Annotated in this window: 22 protein-coding genes; 15 read left to right on the forward strand and 7 right to left on the reverse strand. The window is 72.1% G+C overall.

Annotated elements, in window-relative coordinates; genetic code table 11:
* Positions 1 to 3 precede the first annotated feature (3 nt).
* The 3 genes from AB0F03_RS16400 (at position 4) to AB0F03_RS16410 (ending at position 3259) form a co-directional block, all read left to right on the forward strand.
* The gene (locus tag AB0F03_RS16400) at positions 4 to 1704 is read left to right on the forward strand and encodes a cytochrome c biogenesis protein ResB (protein WP_361991681.1); all 1701 of its coding nucleotides are present in this window, start codon (positions 4 to 6) and stop codon (positions 1702 to 1704) included.
* Positions 1701 to 2780 (forward strand): c-type cytochrome biogenesis protein CcsB, encoded by a 1080-nt coding sequence (ccsB, locus tag AB0F03_RS16405; RefSeq protein WP_361991683.1) that lies wholly within the window; start codon positions 1701 to 1703, stop codon positions 2778 to 2780. Before AB0F03_RS16400 ends, ccsB begins: the two co-directional genes overlap by 4 nt.
* A gap of 62 nt (positions 2781 to 2842) precedes the next feature.
* Positions 2843 to 3259: an SRPBCC domain-containing protein gene (locus tag AB0F03_RS16410; protein WP_361991686.1), complete on the forward strand. Its 417-nt coding sequence runs from the start codon at positions 2843 to 2845 to the stop codon at positions 3257 to 3259.
* Positions 3260 to 3286: 27 nt separating this feature from the next.
* Here the strand turns inward: AB0F03_RS16410 and AB0F03_RS16415 are convergent, their stop codons facing one another.
* The 4 genes from AB0F03_RS16415 to AB0F03_RS16430 all read right to left on the reverse strand — a co-directional run bounded on the left by AB0F03_RS16415 (position 3287) and on the right by AB0F03_RS16430 (position 8992).
* On the reverse strand, positions 3287 to 4834 hold the full coding sequence (locus AB0F03_RS16415) for a hypothetical protein (RefSeq protein ID WP_361991688.1): 1548 nt from the start codon (positions 4832 to 4834) through the stop codon (positions 3287 to 3289).
* Positions 4834 to 6999, reverse strand: a complete 2166-nt coding sequence (locus AB0F03_RS16420) for a hypothetical protein (RefSeq protein ID WP_361991690.1) — start codon at positions 6997 to 6999, stop codon at positions 4834 to 4836. The genes AB0F03_RS16415 and AB0F03_RS16420 overlap by 1 nt, the downstream gene beginning before the upstream one ends.
* Positions 7000 to 7070: 71 nt before the next feature.
* Positions 7071 to 8486: a condensation domain-containing protein gene (locus AB0F03_RS16425; RefSeq protein WP_361991693.1), complete on the reverse strand. Its 1416-nt coding sequence runs from the start codon at positions 8484 to 8486 to the stop codon at positions 7071 to 7073.
* Between the two features lie 179 nt (positions 8487 to 8665).
* A complete protein-coding gene (locus AB0F03_RS16430; protein WP_361991696.1) occupies positions 8666 to 8992 on the reverse strand; it encodes a PLD nuclease N-terminal domain-containing protein in 327 nt (108 codons plus the stop codon).
* 76 nt (positions 8993 to 9068) lie between these two features.
* Here AB0F03_RS16430 and AB0F03_RS16435 point away from each other — a divergent pair, with 76 nt between their 5' ends.
* From AB0F03_RS16435 to AB0F03_RS16475, 9 genes are all read left to right on the forward strand, one after another.
* Positions 9069 to 10520 carry a menaquinone biosynthesis decarboxylase gene (locus tag AB0F03_RS16435; RefSeq protein WP_361991699.1) on the forward strand — a complete coding sequence of 484 codons (1452 nt, stop codon included), beginning with the start codon at positions 9069 to 9071 and terminating at the stop codon, positions 10518 to 10520.
* Positions 10517 to 11419, forward strand: a complete 903-nt coding sequence (mqnP, locus tag AB0F03_RS16440) for a menaquinone biosynthesis prenyltransferase MqnP (protein ID WP_361991701.1) — start codon at positions 10517 to 10519, stop codon at positions 11417 to 11419. The genes AB0F03_RS16435 and mqnP overlap by 4 nt, the downstream gene beginning before the upstream one ends.
* Before the next feature lie 80 nt (positions 11420 to 11499).
* The gene (locus AB0F03_RS16445) at positions 11500 to 12150 is read left to right on the forward strand and encodes a UbiX family flavin prenyltransferase (protein WP_361991704.1); all 651 of its coding nucleotides are present in this window, start codon (positions 11500 to 11502) and stop codon (positions 12148 to 12150) included.
* A 56-nt stretch (positions 12151 to 12206) separates the two neighbouring features.
* Positions 12207 to 12662, forward strand: a complete 456-nt coding sequence (locus AB0F03_RS16450) for an Lrp/AsnC family transcriptional regulator (protein WP_356823992.1) — start codon at positions 12207 to 12209, stop codon at positions 12660 to 12662.
* 38 nt (positions 12663 to 12700) lie between these two features.
* The gene (gene mqnE, locus AB0F03_RS16455) at positions 12701 to 13864 is read left to right on the forward strand and encodes an aminofutalosine synthase MqnE (RefSeq protein WP_361991707.1); all 1164 of its coding nucleotides are present in this window, start codon (positions 12701 to 12703) and stop codon (positions 13862 to 13864) included.
* Between the two features lie 46 nt (positions 13865 to 13910).
* Positions 13911 to 14570: a UdgX family uracil-DNA binding protein gene (locus AB0F03_RS16460; protein ID WP_361991709.1), complete on the forward strand. Its 660-nt coding sequence runs from the start codon at positions 13911 to 13913 to the stop codon at positions 14568 to 14570.
* A gap of 16 nt (positions 14571 to 14586) precedes the next feature.
* Positions 14587 to 15111 (forward strand): GNAT family N-acetyltransferase, encoded by a 525-nt coding sequence (locus AB0F03_RS16465; RefSeq protein ID WP_361991712.1) that lies wholly within the window; start codon positions 14587 to 14589, stop codon positions 15109 to 15111.
* Between the two features lie 80 nt (positions 15112 to 15191).
* Complete coding sequence (locus AB0F03_RS16470; protein WP_361992190.1) at positions 15192 to 15500, forward strand: DUF4229 domain-containing protein; 309 nt, start codon at positions 15192 to 15194, stop codon at positions 15498 to 15500.
* 10 nt (positions 15501 to 15510) lie between these two features.
* Positions 15511 to 16161, forward strand: coding sequence for a TetR/AcrR family transcriptional regulator (locus AB0F03_RS16475; RefSeq protein ID WP_361991714.1), 651 nt, complete (start codon positions 15511 to 15513; stop codon positions 16159 to 16161).
* A gap of 159 nt (positions 16162 to 16320) precedes the next feature.
* Here the strand turns inward: AB0F03_RS16475 and AB0F03_RS16480 are convergent, their stop codons facing one another.
* Positions 16321 to 17184 carry a MaoC/PaaZ C-terminal domain-containing protein gene (locus AB0F03_RS16480; RefSeq protein WP_361992193.1) on the reverse strand — a complete coding sequence of 288 codons (864 nt, stop codon included), beginning with the start codon at positions 17182 to 17184 and terminating at the stop codon, positions 16321 to 16323.
* A 270-nt stretch (positions 17185 to 17454) separates the two neighbouring features.
* Between AB0F03_RS16480 and AB0F03_RS16485 the strand changes: the two genes are divergently transcribed.
* Positions 17455 to 19395 (forward strand): AMP-dependent synthetase/ligase, encoded by a 1941-nt coding sequence (locus AB0F03_RS16485; protein WP_361991717.1) that lies wholly within the window; start codon positions 17455 to 17457, stop codon positions 19393 to 19395.
* Here the strand turns inward: AB0F03_RS16485 and AB0F03_RS16490 are convergent.
* Positions 19316 to 19810, reverse strand: a complete 495-nt coding sequence (locus AB0F03_RS16490; RefSeq protein ID WP_361991720.1) for an ATP-binding protein — start codon at positions 19808 to 19810, stop codon at positions 19316 to 19318. The two genes, AB0F03_RS16485 and AB0F03_RS16490, sit on opposite strands and share 80 nt — an antisense overlap.
* Before the next feature lie 108 nt (positions 19811 to 19918).
* Here AB0F03_RS16490 and AB0F03_RS16495 point away from each other — a divergent pair, with 108 nt between their 5' ends.
* Both AB0F03_RS16495 and AB0F03_RS16500 read left to right on the forward strand, forming a co-directional pair.
* Positions 19919 to 20779 carry a helix-turn-helix transcriptional regulator gene (locus AB0F03_RS16495; RefSeq protein WP_361991723.1) on the forward strand — a complete coding sequence of 287 codons (861 nt, stop codon included), beginning with the start codon at positions 19919 to 19921 and terminating at the stop codon, positions 20777 to 20779.
* Positions 20776 to 21030, forward strand: a complete 255-nt coding sequence (locus tag AB0F03_RS16500) for a DUF397 domain-containing protein (RefSeq protein WP_361991726.1) — start codon at positions 20776 to 20778, stop codon at positions 21028 to 21030. The genes AB0F03_RS16495 and AB0F03_RS16500 overlap by 4 nt, the downstream gene beginning before the upstream one ends.
* On the opposite strand, the gene AB0F03_RS16505 is transcribed toward AB0F03_RS16500, so the two are convergent.
* Positions 20989 to 21636 carry a methyltransferase domain-containing protein gene (locus tag AB0F03_RS16505; protein WP_361991729.1) on the reverse strand — a complete coding sequence of 216 codons (648 nt, stop codon included), beginning with the start codon at positions 21634 to 21636 and terminating at the stop codon, positions 20989 to 20991. The genes AB0F03_RS16500 and AB0F03_RS16505 overlap by 42 nt on opposite strands.
* Positions 21637 to 21748 lie beyond the last annotated feature (112 nt).

Raw genomic sequence — 21748 nt, forward strand, 5'->3', positions numbered from 1 at the left:
CCGATGAGCAAGACCGACACCGGCACGAGTGCGGAGCAGGAGGACCTGGGGGCCGCCGGCTCCCGGCTGTCCACCGCGCCGCAGGAGGAGCAGGCAGCCCCGGCCGGCTTCGGGGCCGTCGGCTGGGTGCGCTGGTTCTGGCGGCAGCTGACCTCCATGCGCGTCGCGCTGCTGCTGCTCCTGCTGCTCTCGCTCGGCGCGATCCCCGGCTCGCTGATCCCGCAGACCGGCGCCGACGTGAGCAAGGTCGACGACTTCCGCGCCGCCCACCGGACGCTGGCCCCGGTCTACGACAAGCTGGGCCTGTTCCACGTCTACAGCTCGGTGTGGTTCTCCGCGATCTACATCCTGCTCTTCGTCTCCCTCGTCGGCTGCATCATCCCGCGCACCTGGCAGTTCGTCGGCCAGCTGCGCGGCCGTCCGCCGGGCGCGCCCAAGCGGCTGAACCGGCTGCCCGCCTACACGACGTGGCGTACGCAGGCCGACCCCGAGCAGGTCCGCGAGGCCGCGCTCGCCCTGCTGAGGAAGCGCCGCTTCCGCGCCGATGCCGCCGGTGACGCCGTCGCCGCCGAGAAGGGCTATCTGCGCGAGGTGGGCAACCTGGTCTTCCACGTCGCGCTGATCGTGCTGCTGGTCGCCTTCGCCTCGGGCCAGATGTTCAAGTCCGACGGCACCAAGCTGATGGTGGAGGGCGACGGTTTCTCCAACACGCTGCCGATGTACGACGACTTCAAGTCCGGCAGCCTGTTCCGCAACGACGATCTCGTGCCGTTCAGCTTCGACCTGAAGGACTTCAAGGGCACCTACGAGCTGACCGGCCCCAACCGCGGCACGCCGCGGACCTTCCAGGCGCGGATCCGCTACAGCGAGGGCGTGAGCGGCAAGGAGCGGACGACGACCGTCAAGGTCAACGAGCCGCTGAAGATCGACGATGCCAAGGTCTACCTCGTCAGCCACGGCTACGCCCCCGTCATCACCGTCCGCGACAGCAAGGGCGAGGTCGTCTACCGCGCCCCCGTCCCGCTGCTGCCCCTCGACGGGAACGTCACCTCGCAGGGCGTCATCAAGGTCATGGACGGCTACCGTGACGCCAGGGGCGTCAAGGAGCAGCTCGGCATCAAGGCCTTCTTCCTGCCGACCTACGGCGGGGCCGGCATGGAGATCGCCTCGGCGTTCCCCGCACTGCTGAACCCGGTGCTGAACCTGGAGCCGTACCACGGCGACCTCGGTGTCGACTCGGGTATCCCGCAGAGCGTGTACCAGCTCGACAAGACGCACATGAAGGACTACAAGGACGCCAAGGGCGCGCAGCTCCGGATGAACCTGAGGCCCGGCCAGACCATGAAGCTGCCGAACGGCGCCGGGTCGGTCACCTTCGAGAAGGACGTCAAGGAGTGGGCCGGCTTCGAGATCGTCCAGGAGCCGGGCGGCGGCTGGGCGCTCGGTGGTGCCCTCGCCGCGATCTTCGGTCTGGCCGCCTCCCTGTTCATCCAGCGCCGCCGCGTGTGGGTGCGTGCGGTGCGCGGCGCCGACGGCGTCACGGTGGTGGAGATGGCCGGGCTCGGCCGCAGCGAGTCCGCGAAGGTGCCCGAGGAACTGGGCGCCCTCGCCGGCGTCCTCTACGACCAGGCGCCGGGGGCACCCGACCCCGGCGACGACTCCGCACAATCCCCAGTCGTACCTGCCGAAGGGGCTGAGAAGTGACTCTCGCCGCCGCAACCAACGAACACCTCGCGAGTATCAGCAACACGCTGATCTACTCGTCGATGGCCGTCTACACCCTGGCGTTCTTCGCGTACATCGCGGAGTGGCTGCTGGGCAGCCGCAGCAAGGTGGCCCGGACGGCCGCCGCGCTGACAGCGCCGGCCCGGGCCGCGCAGGCCCCGGCCGTCACCGTGCGGCAGGCCGGCGGGACCGCCGTGCTGGAGCGGCCGAAGGTCGTCGTGCGCTCGGCGTCCGGCGCGCGGGACGTGCCGGACGGGCCGGGCGCGCACGGCGGGGACGTCCAGGGCGACCTGTACGGCCGGATCGCCGTCTCGCTCACCGCGCTGGCCTTCCTCGTGGAGCTGGTCGGCGTCGTCGCCCGCGCGGCCTCCGTGCAGCGGGCGCCGTGGGGCAACATGTACGAGTTCAACATCACCTTCTCCACGGTCGCCGTCGGCGTGTACCTCGCGCTGCTGGCACTGCGGAAGAACGTGCGCTGGCTCGGCCTGTTCCTCATCACGACGGTCCTGCTCGACCTGGGCCTCGCGGTCACCGTCCTGTACACGGCCAGCGACCAGCTGGTGCCCGCCCTGCACTCGTACTGGCTGTACATCCACGTCTCCACCGCGATCTTCTGCGGCGCGGTGTTCTACGTCGGCGCGGTCGCCACGATCCTGTACCTGTTCAAGGACTCGTACGAGAACAAGCTCGAGAGCGGCGGCCGGCCCGGCCGGTTCGCGACCTCGGTGCTGGAGCGGCTGCCCGCCTCCGCGTCCCTGGACAAGTTCGCCTACCGGGTGAACGCGGCCGTCTTCCCGCTGTGGACGTTCACGATCATCGCGGGCGCGATCTGGGCGGGCGACGCCTGGGGCCGGTACTGGAACTGGGACCCGAAGGAGACCTGGTCCTTCATCACCTGGATCGGCTACGCCTGCTACCTGCACGCGCGGGCCACGGCCGGCTGGAAGGGCCGCAAGGCCGCCTACCTGGCGATGATCGCCTTCGGCTGCTGGCTGTTCAACTACTACGGCGTCAACATCTTCGTCACCGGCAAGCACTCGTACGCCGGCGTGTGACGCGGCCGGCCCCGCGCCCGTAACCGCGTGCGCATCCCCGGCGCCGGGGGCAGGCTGGTGTCATGAGCGGTTCCATCGCACAGGGCATCAGCCAGACCCACGGGAACACGCACATCCTGCACTTCACGGTGCGGCTCCCGCGGCGCATGGAGGACGTCTGGGCCGCGCTGGCCACGCCCGAGGGGCTCGGGGCCTGGCTCACCCCCGCCGATGTGCTCGAACCCCGGCTCGGGGGCGCCGTCACCCTGCGCGACCTGGGCAGCGGGGAGATCACCGCGTGGGACGTGGACCGGGTCGCGGAGTACACCGTCGGGGGCGGTGGCCGGATCCGGTTCCATCTGGAGCGGGACGGGGAGGACGGCACCGCCCTGCGGTTCACGCACGAGTTCCAGGGCGAGGAGGCGTCGGAACGGGGCTGGCGAGCCCATTTCGAACGGTTGATCGACAATCTGGAGTCCTCCCGTCCCGCGCAGCCGTAGTCGTCCCGCCGGCCGGGCCGGGCGCGCCTACGACGGCGGCAGGCACTCCTTCCCCGGCGGCTTCCCCTCCGGCCAGGCGATCCGGACGAACCGCGAGCCGCCCGCGGGGGTCAGCTCCACGATCGGCACCGCCTTGTCGTACGGATTGCCGTGCACGTCCAGGCAGATCCAGCCACTCGCCCCGTCCACCCGCAGCGAACCCTTGACCTGCGGCCACTGCAACCCGACGTCCGCGAGCGCCGGGACGGTCCGGCCGTCCGGCACCGCCTCGCGGACGCCGTGCACGGCGAGCCGCAGGGTGTCGTAACCGATGATCAGCTGCCCGTCGTCCAGCGCGACCTGGCCGACCGGGCCCACCGGCCCGCGGTCCGCGGCCGTCAGCAGCTTGCGCAGCGCCGCCAGGTCGGCCGCCGAGCCGCCCGTCCGCGCCGGGTCCTTCGCCCAGGCGTCCGGGTGGGCGAGGGAGGTGTAGCGGACGGCGAGGCTGCGTCCCAGCACACTGCGGTCCAGGTCCTTCTCGTGGGTCAGGTACGACGCCTCGTCGCCGGTCAGCACCGTGAACCTCCGGTCCTGGCAGCCGCGCCCGCCCAGGGCGTTGATGAACTGCCGCAACTGGGTGTGCCGGCCCGCGAACAGCAGCGTGTCCGTCTCCCGCGGGGTGTCGCACACCAGGTGGGTGATCTGCCGGAACGTGTTCGCGGTCGTGCCCTCCTCGCTGCGGTCGGCGGGCGGGGTGAACGGCTGCGACTCGAACGGCGAGCCCTTGATCAGCGCCGCGAAGGACTGCTGGAGGGTGCGCGTGTAGGGGTCGCCGGGCCGGTCGTACACCAGCAGCGCCTTGCCCGCGCTGACCTTCGCGAAGGAGGCGAGCGCGCGGGCCTCGTCGGTGTTGGTCGGCGCCACCCGGGCCAGCCCGGGGTAGGGGTCCGCGCCCCGCTGCCCGTTGGCGAGGTCGTCGGCGGTGATGGAGGAACCGATCACCGGGATGTGGTGCCGGGTCAGCTCCCTGACGGCCTGTTTGTTGGGGTCGGTGCTCTGCCCGATGCCGGCGACCACCCGCAGCCGGTCCGTGCTCGTCGTCATCGCGACCAGCCGGTCGACGGTCTGCCGCCAGTGCGTGCCGGTCGCGCCCGGGTTGGCGAGGACCAGCCGGATCAGCGGACGCTCGCCGTTGGCGTCGTGGTTGGCCTGGTACTGCGCCAGGTAGGCGCCCTGGAGCTGGTGGCGGATGTCGTTCTGGTTGGTCGGCGACGTCGAGGTGTACGGCAGCATCAGCGCCACCGTCACATAACCGCCGGGGCGCAGGCGGTCGTTCTCCCGGCCGATGGCCCGGACCACGTCCCGCAGCCGGGGCTGCCCGAAGTCGTACGGCCCGGTCGCCACCCCCACGCACTCGTCACCGCCGGCCGGCCGGGACACCCCGGGCGCGCAGGACAGGTCCTCGTGCAGCAGGGCCCGCACCGCGAAGCCCAGGCCGGCCAGCAGGGCCAGCGTCACCAGCAGGGCCGTGTAGCGGCGCAGCGGGATCTCCCACACGCCCTCCCGCAGCCATGTGCCCGCACCTCTGCGCGCCATCACGCCTCCCCGCGTCGGTGGTCCGGGCCGTCGTCCGCGGTGTCCGGGTCGTCCGCGCCGTCCGGGTCGTTCGCGCCGTCGGTGTCCTCCGGGCCGTCTCCGCCGGGCCCGGGGCCGGGGCCGTCCAGCGGGCGTCCGGCCAGCGCCGCCGCCGGCCAGTCCCGGGAGGCCCGCCACAGCAGCGCGTTGGCCGCCGGCCGCAGGTTGGACAGCTGCTCCAGCTCGAAGCGGAGCCGGTCGCACACCTGCGGGTCGGGCAGGACCAGCGGGTCCGCCAGCAGCCACACGGCGTGCAGCAGCCGCCGTATCCGCAGGTGCAGTACGGCGTCCGCGCCCTGAGGCACGGTGTGCCCGGCGTCCGTGCGGCCGAGCGCGACCGCGGCCCGCCGGTCGTCGCGGCCGGTGAAGTCGCGGCCCTCGGCGTCGTGCGCGTGGAAGTAGGGCGCGGACGCGATGAAGCGCAGGGCGCGCAGCCACGCCCGGGGGTCGGCGGTGGCGAAGGTGTCCCGCAGGTGGGCGACCGCCGGCCCGGTGTCCCCGAGGGCGAGTTCGTGGTGCAGCCGGTACCGGGCGTGCTCGGGGCCGGGGTAGTGGGCGGCCAGCGTCTCGTGGGCGGTACGCCAGGACGCGTGGTCGGCGTCGCGCAGGTGCAGCCGGAGCAGCAGCAGGGTGCGCACGAACGGGTCGCCGACGAAGCGGCCCGGCACGGCGGGCAGCCCCTCCTCGACGAGCAGCGTCTGGAGCGCCCGCACGCTCGCCGGTCCGAAGGTGTCCGGCAGCAGCGCCGCGGCCAGCGCGCAGGCCGAGCCGTGGTCGTGGGCGGCGGCCAGCACGGTCAGCTCGTCCAGGTGCTCGGCCGGCACCAGCCGGTCCAGCAGCGCCTCGTAGGCGGGTACGGCGGGCAGGTCCTCGGCGGGCCGCAGGCCGGCCGTGAGGAGGCCGCCCAGCGAGTTCACGCCGGGCAGGGCCTGCGCGGCGGACTCGGCGAGCAGCGTGATGCCCAGCGGGTTCCCGCCGGTCAGCCGGTGCACGGCGGGCGGCAGCTGCGGCGGGACGGTGAGGTCGGCACGGACCGCGCCGACGATGTGCAGGGTGTCGTCCTGGCTCAGCGGCCCCAGCGCGAGCAGCAGCGCCCGCGAGGAGGGGGCGGCGTCGGGCGCCCAGTCGCAGCGCCGGGCCGCCTCCGCCAGCTCCCGCCGCGCCGCGCCCGGCAGTTCCTCGCGGGCCTCGCCGCGCCGGGCCGCGACGAACGCCACCCGGTCCCTGATGCCCTCGGTACGGTCCCGCAGCACGGCCGCCACCAGCCCGGGGCCCGGCGCCGACTGCGCGTTGTCCAGCAGCACCAGCGGCCGGCCCAGCCGCTGCATCCGCGGCAGCATCCCCGCGTACGCCTCCGTCAGGTCGGCCAGCAGCGCCCGCACCAGATACCGCTCGGCGTGCTCCCGCGAGCCGCCGCCGTCCCGGAAGTGCCCGGACAGCAGCATCAGGCCGCGCTGGGCGTTGCCGCCCGCGTTGGGATACGTCCGGTACCACACCGACGCCTTCTGCTGCCGGCGGCTGGTGAACCCCTCGGCGACGGACTCCAGGGTCGCCTCGATGGCGCCCGACACCAGCGGCCCGGTGCCGGTGGCCGCGGCGACCACCTTGGCCGCCACCTTCCCGGCCCAGCGCCCGGCCAGCCCGCTGATCCACGTGCCGCTCTCGTTCAGCAGCAGGATCCGCTCGACCTCGCGGCGGATCCGCTCCGAGTCGGCGTCGCCCCAGCCGCCCGCGGCCACCGCGACCAGGCCCGGCATCAGCCGCGGGAACGTGATCCGGCCGGCGCCCGTCACCGGCGCCGCGAGCTGCTCGGCGATCACCAGCAGCCCCTGCGCGAGCGGCGACCAGGACGCGGCGGGCCGGTCCGCGGGCGGCGCCGCGAACTGGGCCTCCGCGCAGTCGGCCAGCGCGACCGGTGTGTGCCCCCGGTAGGCGTCCCGCAGTTCGGCGAGGACCGCGCTCTTGCCGAGCCCGCGCGCCCCGGTGAGCACCACGAACGGCGGTTCGTCCGGGTGCTCGTACGGATGGCCCCGGTGCTGGTGCGGGCGCAGGCCCACGAGCCGCGGCGCTAGGCCGGCCGGATCCACATCGAACAGCGCCCCGCGCCCGTGCAACCGTCTGTGCACCGCATCTCCCCCTCAACACCAGTGTAGAAAGGGATAGTTGATCCACACCAGGGCCCGTGATGACCGTTGGGTCACGAAACCGCCGGGAGGCGTCCGCGGGCCACCGAGGCGATCCGGTCCCGCAGCCGCTCGACGTAGAGCCGCATGTTCTTGGCCGCGATGTCCGTGTCCGGGTAGCGGCTCGCCAGCCACAGCCCCTCGTGCAGCCGGCTCACCCACACGCACACCTGGTCCCCGTACGACACCCGCAGCAGTGCGTGCGCCCGCTGCTCGGCCCACCGCTCGGCGCCCGCGATGGTGCGCGCGTCGAGGTAGGAGACGATCGAGTACAGGTCGGGGGAGGTCGGCCGGAAGTCCGTGCCGAGCAGGGCCAGTACCCGGGCCAGCGGCATCCGGGCCAGCGGCCGGTTCGCCTGGAGTTCGGCCCGCACCGCCCGCACGGTCTCCGGGAAGCCGCGGGTAGGGCTCACGGGCACTTCGATGGGGGCGCCGCCCACGTACCAGCCCACCGAGTCGCTCCACCGCGTCTTCACCCGGGTGTGGAACGGCACCACCGTCCGGTACACCGGCTGCCCGCCCAGCTCGTGGACGATGAGCCCGGTCGCGGCCAGCAGCCCGACCATGCTGCCGCCGTAGGGCCGGCAGTACGCCTCGAACGCCGCCGCGTCGTCCGCGTCCGCCAGCGGCTCGCACAGCATCTGCTGCGTCGGCAGCGGGCCGTCCGGGTCCAGGCCGAGGTCGACGGGGAAGCCGGGCAGCGTCCCGTCGCAGCGGCGGATGAACTCCCGCCAGCGCGTGACGATGTCGTGTCCGCCGTCGAGCCGGTCGGCGTCCGCCCGTTCGATCTCGCAGAAGTCGACGTAGCTCGCGACGGGGGCCGGGGTCTCCGGGGTGGCGCCCGTGGCGCCGGCTGTGTAGAGCTCGTGGATCTCGGCGGCGATCCGGTGCACGGAATAGGCGTCGACGTTGCTGTGGTCGAAGGCCATGTACACGCTGGCGCCGTCGGCCCGCAGGACCGCCGTGTAGATGAGGTTCGGCCAGCGCAGCGCGTCCGCGACGCTGTCGAAGCGGTCCTGGAGGTGCCGCACGAGCCGGCCGGGGTCGGGGAAGTCGCCGACCACCTCCCGGCGCAGGGTCACGTCGGCCGCGTCGAGCGTGAACCGGCGCAGCTCGTCGCCCGTGCCGCCGGCCCAGCGGAAGCCGCTGCGCAGCGTCTCGTGCCGCACGGTCCAGGCGCGCAGCGCCTCTTGGAGCACGTCCAGGTCGACCGGGCCCGGCAGGTCGAAGGCGGTGCCGAGCCAGGTCGGCACGAACAGCCCGTCGTCCCGTACGCACTTGGCCGTTCTGATGTGTGACTCCTGGATGTAGGCGGCCGGCCGGGAGTCGTCCGGGAGTGCCGTCGCCGCCTCGACGGTCGCCGGGCTCAGCGTCCACTCGACGAGCCGTCCCGGCCGGACCTCGCAGCGCTGGATGTCAGTGATTCGCACGCGTCTCCCCTCGCACAGGGACCCCTGGGTGCGGGCTCCCCGTCAAGGCAATGCCGTGGGACGCGGCCGGGACATGCCCGGCGGGTTCGTTTCAGCGGAACGGGTGGCAGGCCGAACGCGGAAGTGAATAACCGACGGTGACCGGCGCGGCGGATCCGGCCGGCCGGCGCCGTCTTCCGCTAGTCGTGCCGGGGATCGTCGTCCTTGTCCAGCTTGCCCCGTTCGTCCAGGGACTTGAGGAACTCGGGGTTGTCGTCCGGGGCGACCCAGCGCGCGGCGGTGCCGTCGTGCCGTGCCGGGGCGGGGCCGTCGGCGGTCCCCGGTCGCACCCGGCCGGTCAGCAGCCAGGCGACCGGTCCGACCAGTACCTCCCCGAACACCAGGACGATGACCAGCCAGGCCGACTTCGGCAGGTGGCGGACCTCGTCGTCGGGGGTGTTCAGACAGTCCACGAAGGCGTAGATCCACAGGGCGAGGACCAGCAGGAACGGCAGATACCTGAGCATGGCCGCGCGTACTCCCCACGCCGTGAGACGACCCTGGTGACCCGGCCAGAGTAGCGGGTGGCCGATACTGGGACGCATGGCTTACGACGATCTTCGCTCCCTGCTGCGGGCACTGGAGCGCGAGGGAGACCTCAGGCGCATCAAGGCCGAGGTCGATCCTCATCTGGAAGTCGGGGAGATCGTCGACCGGGTGCAGAAGTCCGGCGGCCCGGCGCTGCTCTTCGAGAACGTGCGCGGCTCGGACATGCCTCTCGCCATGAACGTGTACGGCACCGACCGCCGCCTGCTGAAGGCACTGGGCCTCACGTCGTACGCCGAGATCTCCGAGCGGATCGGCGGCCTGCTGCGGCCGGAGCTGCCGCACGGCTTCGTCGGGGTGCGCGAGGCGTTCGGCAAGCTCGGCGCGATGGCGCACGTGCCGCCGAAGAAGGTGAAGGACGCCCCGGTGCAGGAGGTCGTCCTGCACGGCGACGACGTCGACCTCGACCGGTTGCCGGCGCTGTTCACCTGGCCCGAGGACGGCGGTTCCTTCTTCAACCTGGGCCTGACGCACACCAAGGACCCGGAGACGGGCATCCGCAACCTCGGGCTCTACCGCCTCCAGCGCCACGACAAGCGCACCATCGGCATGCACTGGCAGATCCACAAGGACAGCCGCAACCACTACCAGGTGGCGGCCCGCCGGGGCGAGCGCCTCCCGGTGGCCATCGCCTTCGGCTGCCCCCCGGCCGTCACCTACGCCTCGACCGCCCCGCTCCCCGGCGACATCGACGAGTACCTGTTCGCCGGGTTCCTCGCCGGCAAGCGGATCGAGATGACGGACTGCAAGACGGTCCCGCTCCAGGTGCCCGCGCAGGCCGAGGTGGTCCTGGAAGGGTGGCTGGAGCCGGGTGAGATGCTCCCCGAGGGCCCGTTCGGCGACCACACCGGTTTCTACACCCCGCAGGAGCCCTTCCCGGCGCTGACGATCGACACGGTGACGATGCGCAGGCGCCCCCTGCTCCAGTCGATCGTGGTCGGCCGCCCCCCGACGGAGGACGGCCCCCTCGGCCGGGCCACGGAACGCTTCTTCCTGCCCCTGCTGAAGATCATCGTCCCGGACATCGTGGACTACCACCTGCCGGAGGCCGGCGGCTTCCACAACTGCGCGATCGTCTCGATCGACAAGAAGTACCCGAAGCACGCGCAGAAGGTGATGCACGCCGTCTGGGGGGCGCACATGATGTCCCTCACCAAGCTGATCGTGGTCGTGGACGCCGACTGCGACGTCCACGACCTGCACGAGGTCGCCTGGCGGGCGCTCGGCAACACGGACTACGGCCGTGACCTCACGGTCGTCGAAGGCCCCGTCGACCATCTCGACCACGCCTCCTACCAGCAGTTCTGGGGCGGCAAGGCGGGCATCGACGCCACGCGGAAGTGGCCGGAGGAGGGCTACACCCGTGACGGCGGGTGGCCGGAGATGGTCCTGTCGGACCCGGGAACGGCGGCCCTGGTGGACCGCCGCTGGAAGGAGTACGGACTGTGACGTCGATGTCCGCCGCCATGCCCCGGCCGGGGCGCACCAAGGCGTTCCTGCGTCTGGTGATGATCGAGCACTCGGTCTTCGCGCTGCCCTTCGCCTACATCGCCACCCTGACGGCGATGTACGCGTGGGACCGGAACATCCACTGGGCCCGGCTGCTCCTGGTCACGGTCTGCATGGTCGGCCTGCGCACCTTCGCCATGGCCGTCAACCGGATCATCGACCGCGAGATCGACGCCCGTAACCCGCGCACGGCCCACCGCGAGCTGGTGACCGGCGCGATGTCGGTGAAGCACGCCTGGACGGGCGCCCTGATCGCCCTGGTGGTCTTCCTCGGCGCGGCGGCCCTGCTCAACCCGCTCTGCCTGGCCCTGGCGCCGGTCGCGGTGATCCCGATGGTGGTCTACCCCTACGGCAAGCGGTTCACCGACTTCCCGCAGGCCATCCTGGGCCTCGCCCAGGCCATGGGCCCCATCGGCGGCTGGCTGGCCGTCTCCGGTACGTGGTCCTGGGACGCGGTCGTCCTCGGTCTCGCGGTGGGCGTCTGGATCGGCGGCTTCGACCTGATCTACGCCTGCCAGGACGTCGAGACCGACCGGGAGGTAGGCGTCCGGTCGGTGCCGGCCCGCTTCGGTGTCCCGGCCGCGATCTGGGGCGCGCGCGCCTGCCACACGGTGACGACGGCCCTGTTCGCCTGGTACGGCGTCGCCACCCACGCCGGTGCCTTCTTCTGGCTGGGCCTGCTGATCGTCGCCGCCGCGTTCGTCTACGAGCACCGCATCGTGCGCCCCCACGACCTGTCCCGGCTGAACCGGGCGTTCTTCTCGGTCAACGGCTTCATCGGCATTGCCCTGTTCGTGTGCGCGCTGCTGGATCTGCTGGTGCGCGGGCTCACCGTCTGAGGGGCCTGGGGACCACCGGTCCTGAGCCCTTTCGCGTCCGCCGGTACGCTCAAGGTGTGAACGCAGGAGAAACGCAGCGCGTGCCTTGGATCGTGGGGGTGTCCGGAGCTTCGGGGACGCCGTACGCGGCGGCCGTGCTGCGCGCGCTGCTGGCGGCGGGGGAAGCGGTGGACCTGGTGGTCAGCCGGGCCTCGCGGCTGACCCTGCTGGACGAGACGGGGATCTCGTTCCGGGACGCGCACTGGCGGGACGACCTGCGCGCCTGGCTGGCGCGGGGCGCCGACGGCAAGCCCGGGACCTTCGACGTGGACGTCAGCGGGGTGCGGTACTGGAACGCGGGTGATCTCGCCGCCGGCCCGTCCTCGGGGTCGTACCCGGCGAAGGGGATGCTCATCGTGCCCGCCTCCACCGCCTGTGTGGCGGGTGTGGCGCTCGGGCTGTCCAAGGATCTGCTCCAGCGCGCGGCGAGCGTCACGCTGAAGGAGCGCCGGACGCTCGTCGTTGCCGTACGGGAGACCCCGCTGAACGGGCAGACGCTGCGGCACCTGGTGGCCCTGGACGACGCCGGCGCCGTGGTCGTCCCGGCCTCGCCCGCCTTCTACGCGGGCGCCACCCACATCCAGGACCTGGTGGACTTCGTCGGCGGCCGGGTGCTGGACGCGGCGGGAGTGGGACACGGCCTGTACCGGCGCTGGCGGGGCGAACTGGGCGGCGGCACGGCGGACAAGTAGCAGTACGTACGTATCTCTCATCACTTCAGGAACATTCACCGGAAGGCTTCGATCGCATGGACGCGGTGGACAGGCAGCTCATCCAGGCTCTGCGGGAGAACGGCCGGGCCTCCTACGCGGAGCTGGGCCGCCTCGTGGGCCTGTCGGGCCCCAGCGTCACCGACCGCATCAACCGGCTGGAGGCTGCCGGTGTCATCACCGGTTACCGCGCGACGGTGGACTCGGCCTCGCTGGGTCTCGGCGTGACCGCCCTGATCGGCATCTCGCTGTCGGACGCCGCCGACCACGAGGACGTGGCGCAGCGGCTGCGGGACCTGCCGGAGATCGAGGACTGCTGGTTCATCGCCGGTGACGACTCCTTCATGCTCAAGGTGCGTTCGCCGGACGTGGACGGCCTGGAGAAGACGATCCGGCGGCTGAGCGGCACCAGGGGCGTGTCCCGCACCCGCACCACCATCGTGCTCTCCACGAAGTGGGAGAACCGGGTCGGCGAGCTGCCGGAAGAGGTCTAGGGATACCGTTGGCCGGGTTGTCGGAGAAAGGTGTGGGCATGGACGTCGGGCTCAAGCGCGAGCTGGAGGAGAAGGTCCGTTCCGGGGAGCGGCTGACCCGCGAGGACGGCATCGCGCTGTACGAGTCGGACGACCTGGCCTGGCTGGGCGGGCTCGCGCACGAGGTGCGGACCCGCAAGAACGGTGACGTGGTGCACTTCAACGTCAACCGGCACCTGAACATGACGAACGTGTGCACGGCGTCCTGCGCCTACTGCTCGTTCCAGCGCAAGCCGGGCGAGAAGGACGCGTACACGATGCGCATCGAGGAGGCCGTCCGGCTGGCCAAGTCGATGGAGTCGGAGAACCTCACCGAGCTGCACATCGTCAACGGCCTGCACCCCAACCTGCCGTGGCGGTACTACCCGCGGTCGCTGCGGGAGCTGAAGGCGGCCCTTCCGCACGTCTCGCTGAAGGCGTTCACGGCCACCGAGATCCACCACTTCGAGACGATCTCCGGGCTGTCGGCGTCGGAGATCCTCGACGAGCTGATCGACGCGGGCCTGGAGTCCCTCACCGGTGGCGGCGCCGAGATCTTCGACTGGGAGGTCCGGCAGCACATCGTGGACCACCGCACCCACTGGGAGGACTGGTCCCGCATCCACCGCCTGGCGCACGAGAAGGGTCTGAAGACCCCGTGCACCATGCTGTACGGCCACATCGAGGAGCCCCGCCACCGCGTCGACCACGTACTGCGGCTGCGTGAACTCCAGGACGAGACCGGCGGCTTCCAGGTCTTCATCCCGCTGCGCTACCAGCACGACTTCGTGGACGTGAAGGACGGCAAGGTCAGGAACACCCTCCAGGCCCGCACCCAGATGGCGACGGGCGCGGAGGCCCTGAAGACGTTCGCGGTCTCCCGGCTGCTCTTCGACAACGTCCCGCACGTGAAGGTGTTCTGGGTCATGCACGGGGTGCAGACCGCGCAGCTCGCCCTCCAGCACGGCGCCGACGACATGGACGGCTCGGTCGTCGAGTACAAGATCACGCACGACGCGGACAACTACGGCACGCCGAACAAGCTGACCCGCGAGGACCTCCTGGACCTGATCCGGGACGCGGGATTCCGCCCGGTGGAGCGCAACACCCGCTACGAGATCATCCGCGAGTACGAGGGCCCGGACCCGGCGCGCCGCGAGTCCCCCCAGCCGATGCGGGTCTGACCCCCGCGGCACGGGTCCCCGTCCCCGTGGCGGGTACCCGTACCGCATGGCCGGCACCCCTGCCCCCGAGGACGCGTACACGGCGGAGCCCTTCGTGCCGCAGGGCGGCAGTCTCGCCGCCCTCCGCGAGGCCGCGGCCGGCTGCCGGGGCTGCCCCCTGCACCGGGCGGCCACGCAGACCGTGTTCGGCACCGGGCCGGCGCCCGCCCGCCTGATGCTCGTGGGCGAACAGCCCGGTGACCAGGAGGACCGCCAGGGCAAGCCGTTCGTGGGCCCGGCCGGCAAGCTCCTGGACCGGGCCCTGGCGCAGGCCGGCCTCGACCCGGCGCAGGCGTACGTCACCAACGCGGTCAAGCACTTCAAGTTCACGCGGGCGGAACCCCGCAAGCGCCGCATCCACAAGGCCCCGAGCCTGCGGGAGGCGACGGCGTGCGGACCCTGGCTGGCGGCCGAGCTGGCGCTGGTGGAGCCCGAGCTGATCGTGGTGCTGGGCGCCACGGCCGGCAAGGCGCTGCTGGGGTCGTCGTTCCGGGTGAACCAGGTGCGCGGGACCGTGCTGGAGGAGGAGATCCACGGCCGGCCGGAGCGGCTGGTGCCGACCGTGCATCCGTCGGCCGTGCTGCGCGCGGACGACCGGGAGCAGGCGTACGAGGGCCTGGTGGCCGACCTGAAAGTGGCGGTGAGCGCCCTCGGCCCCCTCAAGTAATGGCTACTATTGCCTCATGCCCCTTACCTTCACGTTGGATCCGCCGGTCACCCCCGCCCTCCGTGACGGCATCCTCGGCCTGTGGGCGGACGTCACGAACGCGGGCGGAGCCGTCGGCTTCGTCGCCCCGGTGACCCGCGAGGAGGTACGGCCGGAGCTGGTACGGCACTTCGTGCAGATGGCCGAGGGACGCACCCGGCTGCTCGTCGGCCACGACGAGGCCGGCGAGGTGGCCGCGACCGCCTTCCTCACCCGCAACACGCACCGGCTGATGACCCACTGGCTGTGGCTGTACACGGTGATGGTCCACCCCCGGCACCAGGGCCGGGGCCACGGTCGCGACCTGCTGGCCGCCGCCGCGGACGCGGCCCGGGACACGGAGGGCATCGAGGCGGTACGGCTGACCTGCCGGGGCGGGCTGGGCCTGGAGCGGTTCTACGCCTCCTGCGGCTACAAGGAGGTCGGCCGCGTACCCGACGCCGTCCGGGTCGCGCCCGGCGACGACCGGGACGACATCGTCATGCTGCTGCCGCTCGGCTGACAACCACCCCCCTGCGCCGCCGCCCACCGCTCGTGCTTCACTGGACGCTGACCCTTTTGGAATCGGACGAGTGGATTGAGATGCTCCGCTACACGCTGATGCGCCTCGGTATCTTCGCGGGCTGCCTCCTGGTCGTCTGGGGAGCCGTCTACTCGGGCATCTTCCCGCGCGGCTTCGGCGACTCCAACGTCCTCTGGGTCCTGCTGCTCGCCCTCGTCGTCTCCGCGCCGGTCAGCTGGGTCGCGCTGCGCAAGGAGCGGGAGCGGGCCTCGGTGCAGATCGTGCACAAGGTCGACCGGATGAAGGCCAACCTGGACGCCAACCGCAGCCAGGAGGATCTGGCCGACGACGCGTCCCGGGCACCGGGCGGGGCGGCCGCGCCCAACTAGTCTTGCCCCCATGGGTGGCGTCAAGACCAAACGGATGCCGAGGGCGGTGCGGGAGCAGCAGATGCTCGACGCGGCCGTACGGATCTTCGGGCAACGCGGGTACATGGCCGCCTCGATGGACGAGATCGCCGAACTCGCGGGCGTGTCCAAGCCGTTGGTCTATCTGTACCTGACCTCGAAGGAATGCCTCTTCACCGCCTGCATCCGCCGTGAGGCCGCCGCGCTCACGGCGGCCGTCCGGGCGGGGGTCCGGCCGGACCTGCCCGTCGACCGGCAGCTCTGGGACGGGCTGCGGGCGTTCTTCGCGTACACCGCCGAGCATCCCGACGGCTGGTCCGTGCTGCACCTCCAGGCCCGCACGCACGGTGAGCCCTTCGCGGCCGAGGTCGCCGCGATGCGCGCGGAGATCGTCGCGTTCGTGACCCGGCTGGTCGTGGTCGCGGCGCGGGAGGCGCACCGGGATCCGGACCTGCCCGAGCGGGAGGTGGCCGGGATCGCGGAGGCGCTGGTCGGCGCGGCGGAGTCGCTCGCCGCGTGGGCGAACGCGACACCCGGGGTGACCGCGCGGCAGTCGGCGGCGACCCTGATGAACTTCGCCTGGGCGGGCCTGTCCAACCTGATGACCGGCCACCCCTGGGCTCCGCCCCCGGCCGACTCCTGAGAACGACCCGTTGTTCTTCGGGTGCGGGCCCGTCGCGGCTTGTCGCGCAGTTCCCCGCGCCCCTCGGGTGGGGCGGGTGCGGCGTGCCTCAGGGGCGCGGGGAACTGCGCGAACGGCCACGACGCTCCCGCGCCCGGCGATGGTGGTGCGCCCCCGGGATCAGGGGAGGGGCTGGACCTCGCCGGTGAGGTGGAGGGTGCCGCTCGGGGCCCTGAGGGCGAAGCGACCGGTGCCGTCGGCGCCGTAGGCCACCGTGCCCGGCAACGGCACCGGCGCCCGGAAGCGGACCCGCACGACGGCCGCGTCGGGCGTGCCGTGGGCGGCCAGGCACCGCGCGGCGGTCCACATGCCGTGGGCGATGGCGCGCGGGAAGCCGAAGAGCCGGGCGGTGAGGGGGTGGAGGTGGATGGGGTTGCGGTCACCGGACGCGGCGCCGTACCGCCGTCCCACGTCCCCGGCGAGCCGCCACTCGGCGAGGACGGGCAGCGCGCCGCCCTCGGGGAGGGAAGCCGGGTGAGCGGCATCGGAGGGGAGGCCCGGCCGGGCCGGATGCCGGGCGAGGTACGTGCTGCGGGACTCCCAGAGCAGGGCCCCGCCGGACCGCAGCGCGGTCACCACGGTCGCCTCGGTGCCACGCCGGTGCGGAGCCAGCCCCTGGATCCACACGGCGAGTTCGTACTCCCCGCCGGCCGGCAGCTCACCGGTGCGGACGATCTCGATCGAGGTGTGGACCAGCCCCAGCAGCGGCAGCGGAAAGTCCCGGCCGCTCATCAGCCGCATGGCCAGCGGGAAGCCCAGGACGTGCGGGTAGGTGACCGGGAGGTCGGGCTCGCCGGTGGGGAAGCCGCAGACCCGCTCGTACGCGGCCAGCCTGACCAGGTCCACGCGCAGGCCGGGCAGGACGAGCCGGGTGCGCGGGAAGGCCGCGTCGGCGGCGGGGCGCTTGAAGGGGGAGTGCAGGGCGCCGCGGGCGAGCAGCGGGCCGAGTGCGGGGGCGGCGGTGAGGGTGACGGCGCTCAACAGGCCTCCAGCGGGCTCCGTCTCGGTCCTGATGCTTACTCGGGAGTAAAGTTACCGGAGGTAAGGCGAGCTGGGCCACCTGCGCTCCCGGCCACGCACGCGCGAAGGTGAACGCCTCTCACATAACCCCCGAGGCTGCACATTCCCGGCCCCGGATGCTCCCCGTACCCGCACAACCCCCTCACAGCAGGCCCGTACGATCACCTGCCTAACCAGCGGTAACAGCCCCTTGTCGGGGCCACCGCAGGTGCACGCATGCCAGAGGAGCCGCCCGTGTCCACGCCGTACCCGCACGCCCTCGCCTCCTCCGGCAATCCCGTCCACGCCGTCGACTACGACGGCCGCCCGGTCCTCGTCGCACCGCAGATACGCCGGCTGGACGGCGCCGTACGGGAGGCGTCCGTCCCCCCGTTCGCACCCCCGGTCACCCACGGCTCCCTCGCCGACCTTCCGTACGACAACGCGGAAGCGGCCCCCGCCGTGACCGTCCTCAGCCGCAGACAGGCCGACGGCGGCTGGACGGACGTGACGGCGGCCCGGTTCGCCGCCGAGGTCCAGGCGGTCGCCCGGGGCCTGATCGCCCAGGGCCTCGTGCCGGGCGACCGGATAGCGGTCATGGCACGGACCACCTACGACTGGACCCTGCTGGACTTCGCCGCCTGGGCGGCCGGCCTGGTCACGGTCCCGGTGTACCCCACCTCCTCCGTCTTCCAGACCCGCTGGATCCTGCACGACTCCGGCGCGGTCGCGCTGGTCACGGAGACCGCCGCGCAGGCCGCCGCCCTCGGCCCCGAACGCCCGCACCTGCCCGACCTGCGCCACGTGTGGGTGATGGAACGGGACGACGTGGCCCGGCTCGCCGGGACGGGCGAGCCGGTGCCGGACGGTGAGGTGGCCGTGCGCCGGGGCATGCTCGGCCCCGACACGCTCGCCACGCTCATCTACACCTCCGGCACCACCGGCCGCCCCAAGGGCTGCGCCCTCTCCCACGGCAACTTCCTCGCCGAGGTCGACAACGCGATCGAACTCCTCCACCCGGTCTTCAAGTCCCCGGACGAGGAGCCCTCGGTCCTGCTCTTCCTGCCCATGTCGCACGTCTTCGGCCGGATGGTGGCCGTCGCCTGCGTCCGCGCCCGCGTCCGCCTCGGCCACAGCCCCAGCCTGGACCCGCGCGACCTCCTGCCGGACCTGGCCGCGTTCCGGCCGACGTGCCTGCTGACCATCCCGTACATGCTGGAGAAGGTCTACAACTCCGCGCGGGCCAAGTCGGAGGCCGGCGGCCGGGCGGCGGTGTTCGACCGGGCGGCGGACGTGGCCCGGCGCTACGGGGAGGCGCTGGAGGCCCGCCAGACCGGTACCGGTGGCGGCACGAGCCGCTCTCTGAAGACGCAACGCGCCTTCTACGACCCGCTCGTCTACCGCCGTATCCGCGCCGCCATGGGAGGCCGTGTCCGGTACGCCATCTGCGGCGGCTCCCCGCTCGGCCGGCGCCTGGCCGCGTTCTACGCGGGCGCCGGCATCGAGATCTTCGAGGGGTATGGCCTGACGGAGACCACCGGCGCCTCCACGGTCACCCCGCCCCTCAAACCCCGGCTGGGCACGGTCGGCTGGCCGCTGCCCGGCACCCGGGTGCGGATCGCGGCCGACGGCGAGATCCTCCTCGCCGGCGACCACGTGCTGCGCGGCTACTGGGACCCGCAGGCGGGCGGCGTGGTCCCCGCGACCCGCGACGGCTGGCTGGCCACGGGCGACATCGGCGAGCTGGACGACGAGGGCTACCTCACCATCACCGGCCGCAAGAAGGAACTCCTCATCACCGCGGGCGGCAAGTCGGTGGCCCCGGCCCCGCTGGAGAACTGGCTGCGCCAGCACCCGCTGATCTCCCAGGTGATGCTGGTCGGCGACGCCCGCCCGTACGTGGCCGCCCTGATCACCCTCGACCCGGTCGGCATCACGCACTGGCGCCAGATGATCGGCAAACACCCGGTCCCCCCGGAACTCCTCGTCGGCGACCCGGAGCTGACCGAGGTCCTCCAGCGGGCGGTCGACGAGGCGAACCGCATGGTCTCCCGTCCCGAGTCCATCCGCCGCTTCGCCATTCTGCCGGTGGACTTCACCGAGGAGGCGGGCCACCTCACCCCGTCGATGAAACTCCGCCGGGACCGCGTCCTGTCCGACTTCGCGGACGAGGTGGAGGGGCTGTACGCGCACTGAGCGCCAGCTCCACCCAGACCGTCTTGCCCACCTCCCGCTCCGTGACGCCCCAGAGCGTCGCCAGGACCTGGACGACGACCAGTCCCCGCCCGGACTCGTCCAGCAGGCCCCCGTCCAGGAACCGCAGGGTGCGGTCGCCCCGGGTGTCGCTCACCTCGATACGCAGGGTGTGCCTCCCGGGCAGCAGTTTCAGCCGCAGTTCGAAGTCCCGTCCCGGGACGCGACCGTGGGTGACGGCGTTGGCGGCGAGCTCGGCCACGACGAGCTGGGCGGCGTGGTTCAGGTCGCCGTCGTACGGATATCCCCAGGCGGCGAGCTGACCACCGGTCAGCCGCCGCGCGAGCCGGGCCCCTCGCGGGGTCGCGCTGAGCCGTTGCGCGAGTTCGGTCGTGGGGGTGGAGATTTCTGCGTTCACCTCACCGAGCGTGTCCGGTTCTCTCTGCGCTGACCAGGGGCAACGTGGCGACTGTGCGTAGTCGTACGGGTGCGGCTTGTTGGTGTACGGCTCGTCGGAGGTGGCGCGTTGGAAGAACAGGAGCGGAGGCCGGAGACACCCGCGGAGGAGAACGGGTCGACTGCGGTGTTCGTCGTACTGGGCAAACAGTTGCGGCTGATGAGGGAGCGGGCGGGCCTCAGCCAACGGGAGTTCGGCAGCCTGGTGAACTTCGGCCCCGACCAGATCTCGGCCATGGAGAGAGGGGTGCGGACCCCGAGGCCGGAGTTCTTGCAGAGGGCGGACGAGATCCTGGGTGCCGGGGGACTGCTGAAGGAGGTCATCCCGCAGGTCGAGGAGGCGATGACCAAGGCGCGCACGCGGCATCCCGAGTGGTATCGGGGGTATGCCGAGCTGGAGGCTCAGGCAGTGTCCTTGCACGACTACAGCACCATGGGCGTGCTGGGCCTCCTACAGACCGAGGACTATTCACGCGCGGTCTTCACCCAGCGCCACCCGCCTCTGGACGAGCAGACGATCGAGAAACGGGTAGCAGACCGGCTGTCACGGCAACAGATCTTCGAGCAGTGGCCACCCATGGAGCTCAGCTTCGTCATGGAGCAGGCCGTGCTAGAGCGGCCGATCGGTAGTCCGGAGGTACACGCCGAGCAGCTCCGTCAGTTACTGCGGATCAGCCGGATGCGTAACGTGCAGCTACAGGTGATGCCGACGGGTCGACACGAACACCCCTGTCTGGACAACTCGTTCACCTTGCTGACGCCGAAGGGGAAGGAGCAAGTGGGCTACATGGAGAGTCACGGTTACCCGCGTTTGATCACCGACAGGGAAGAAGTCCGCGTCCTCGCCGCTCGCTATGGGATCATCCGGGCGCAGGCTCTCAACCCGCACGAGTCCCTAGAGTTGATCGAGAAGATGCTGGAAGAGCGATGACCATAGAGCAGTTGAGCTGGTTCAAGTCGAGCTACAGCGACGGCGAGGGCGGGCAGTGCGTCGAAACGGCCTACAACTGGCGCAAGTCAAGCTACAGCAGTGGTGAAGGCGGCCAGTGCCTGGAGATCGCCCCCCACCCCACCGCCATCCACATCCGTGACTCGAAGCGTCCCGCCGCCCCCCACCTCACCGTCACGCCCGCCGCATGGTCAGCCTTTCTTCTGGGCGAGCAGGAACGCCTGCGGGGCTGACTCGCCGTACGCCTCGTCCCGCTCGCGGACGGTGGTGGAGCGGACGGTGAGGCCCGCGTCGGTGAGCAGCTCGGCCATCCGGTCGGGCCGGCGCCGGAGGAAGTCGAGGACCACGGGCCGGCCCCAGGGGCGGTCGAGGCGGAGCGGTGCCTCGCCGGTCTGGAAGGCGAGGAGGAGCCGGCCGCCGGGGGCGAGGACACGGTGGAACTCGGCGAGGAGCGCGGGGAGCCGGTCGTCCGGGGTGTGGATGCTGGAGTACCAGGAGACGGCCCCGGCCAGCGTGCCGTCGGCCAGGTCGAGGTCCAGCATGGAGCCCCGCTCGAACCGCAGCCCGGGGAAGTCGCGGCGGGCGATGGCGACCATGGACGCGGACAGGTCCACGCCGTGGACGGACAGGCCGAGACCGGCGAGGTGGGCGGTGACCGCGCCGGGACCGCAGCCGAGGTCGGCGACCGTGCCGCCGGGGCCGACCAGTTCGGCGAACGCGCCGAGCAGCGCCCGTTCCAGCGGCCTGTCGGCGAGCGGGTCGGCGAAGTGCCCGGCGTAATCCTCGGCGATGGTGTCGTAGAAGGTGCGGGTGGCGGAGAGGAAGTCGGTACCGGTCATGGGGAGGGACCGTAGCGGGGCCCACTGACAGAGGTGAACCGGAAATGAACGGGAAAAGGCAGGAGCCCCGTTGCCGGAAGGCGCGGGGCTCCTTGGGTACTGCACTCAGGTT

The sequence above is a fragment of the Streptomyces sp. NPDC028722 genome, from assembly GCF_040637655.1.
In the GTDB taxonomy this organism is placed as follows: Bacteria; Actinomycetota; Actinomycetes; order Streptomycetales; family Streptomycetaceae; genus Streptomyces.

Excerpts from the sequence above, each read along its gene's own strand:
- AB0F03_RS16400 (WP_361991681.1), top strand. The coding sequence starts at position 4 with ATGAGCAAGACCGACACCGGCACGAGTGCGGAGCAGGAGGACCTGGGG.
- AB0F03_RS16410 (WP_361991686.1), top strand. The coding sequence starts at position 2,843 with ATGAGCGGTTCCATCGCACAGGGCATCAGCCAGACCCACGGGAACACG.
- AB0F03_RS16415 (WP_361991688.1), bottom strand. The coding sequence starts at position 4,834 with ATGGCGCGCAGAGGTGCGGGCACATGGCTGCGGGAGGGCGTGTGGGAG.
- AB0F03_RS16430 (WP_361991696.1), bottom strand. The coding sequence starts at position 8,992 with ATGCTCAGGTATCTGCCGTTCCTGCTGGTCCTCGCCCTGTGGATCTAC.
- AB0F03_RS16435 (WP_361991699.1), top strand. The coding sequence starts at position 9,069 with ATGGCTTACGACGATCTTCGCTCCCTGCTGCGGGCACTGGAGCGCGAG.
- AB0F03_RS16450 (WP_356823992.1), top strand. The coding sequence starts at position 12,207 with ATGGACGCGGTGGACAGGCAGCTCATCCAGGCTCTGCGGGAGAACGGC.
- mqnE (WP_361991707.1), top strand. The coding sequence starts at position 12,701 with ATGGACGTCGGGCTCAAGCGCGAGCTGGAGGAGAAGGTCCGTTCCGGG.
- AB0F03_RS16460 (WP_361991709.1), top strand. The coding sequence starts at position 13,911 with ATGGCCGGCACCCCTGCCCCCGAGGACGCGTACACGGCGGAGCCCTTC.
- AB0F03_RS16465 (WP_361991712.1), top strand. The coding sequence starts at position 14,587 with ATGCCCCTTACCTTCACGTTGGATCCGCCGGTCACCCCCGCCCTCCGT.
- AB0F03_RS16470 (WP_361992190.1), top strand. The coding sequence starts at position 15,192 with ATGCTCCGCTACACGCTGATGCGCCTCGGTATCTTCGCGGGCTGCCTC.
- AB0F03_RS16475 (WP_361991714.1), top strand. The coding sequence starts at position 15,511 with ATGGGTGGCGTCAAGACCAAACGGATGCCGAGGGCGGTGCGGGAGCAG.
- AB0F03_RS16500 (WP_361991726.1), top strand. The coding sequence starts at position 20,776 with ATGACCATAGAGCAGTTGAGCTGGTTCAAGTCGAGCTACAGCGACGGC.
- AB0F03_RS16505 (WP_361991729.1), bottom strand. The coding sequence starts at position 21,636 with ATGACCGGTACCGACTTCCTCTCCGCCACCCGCACCTTCTACGACACC.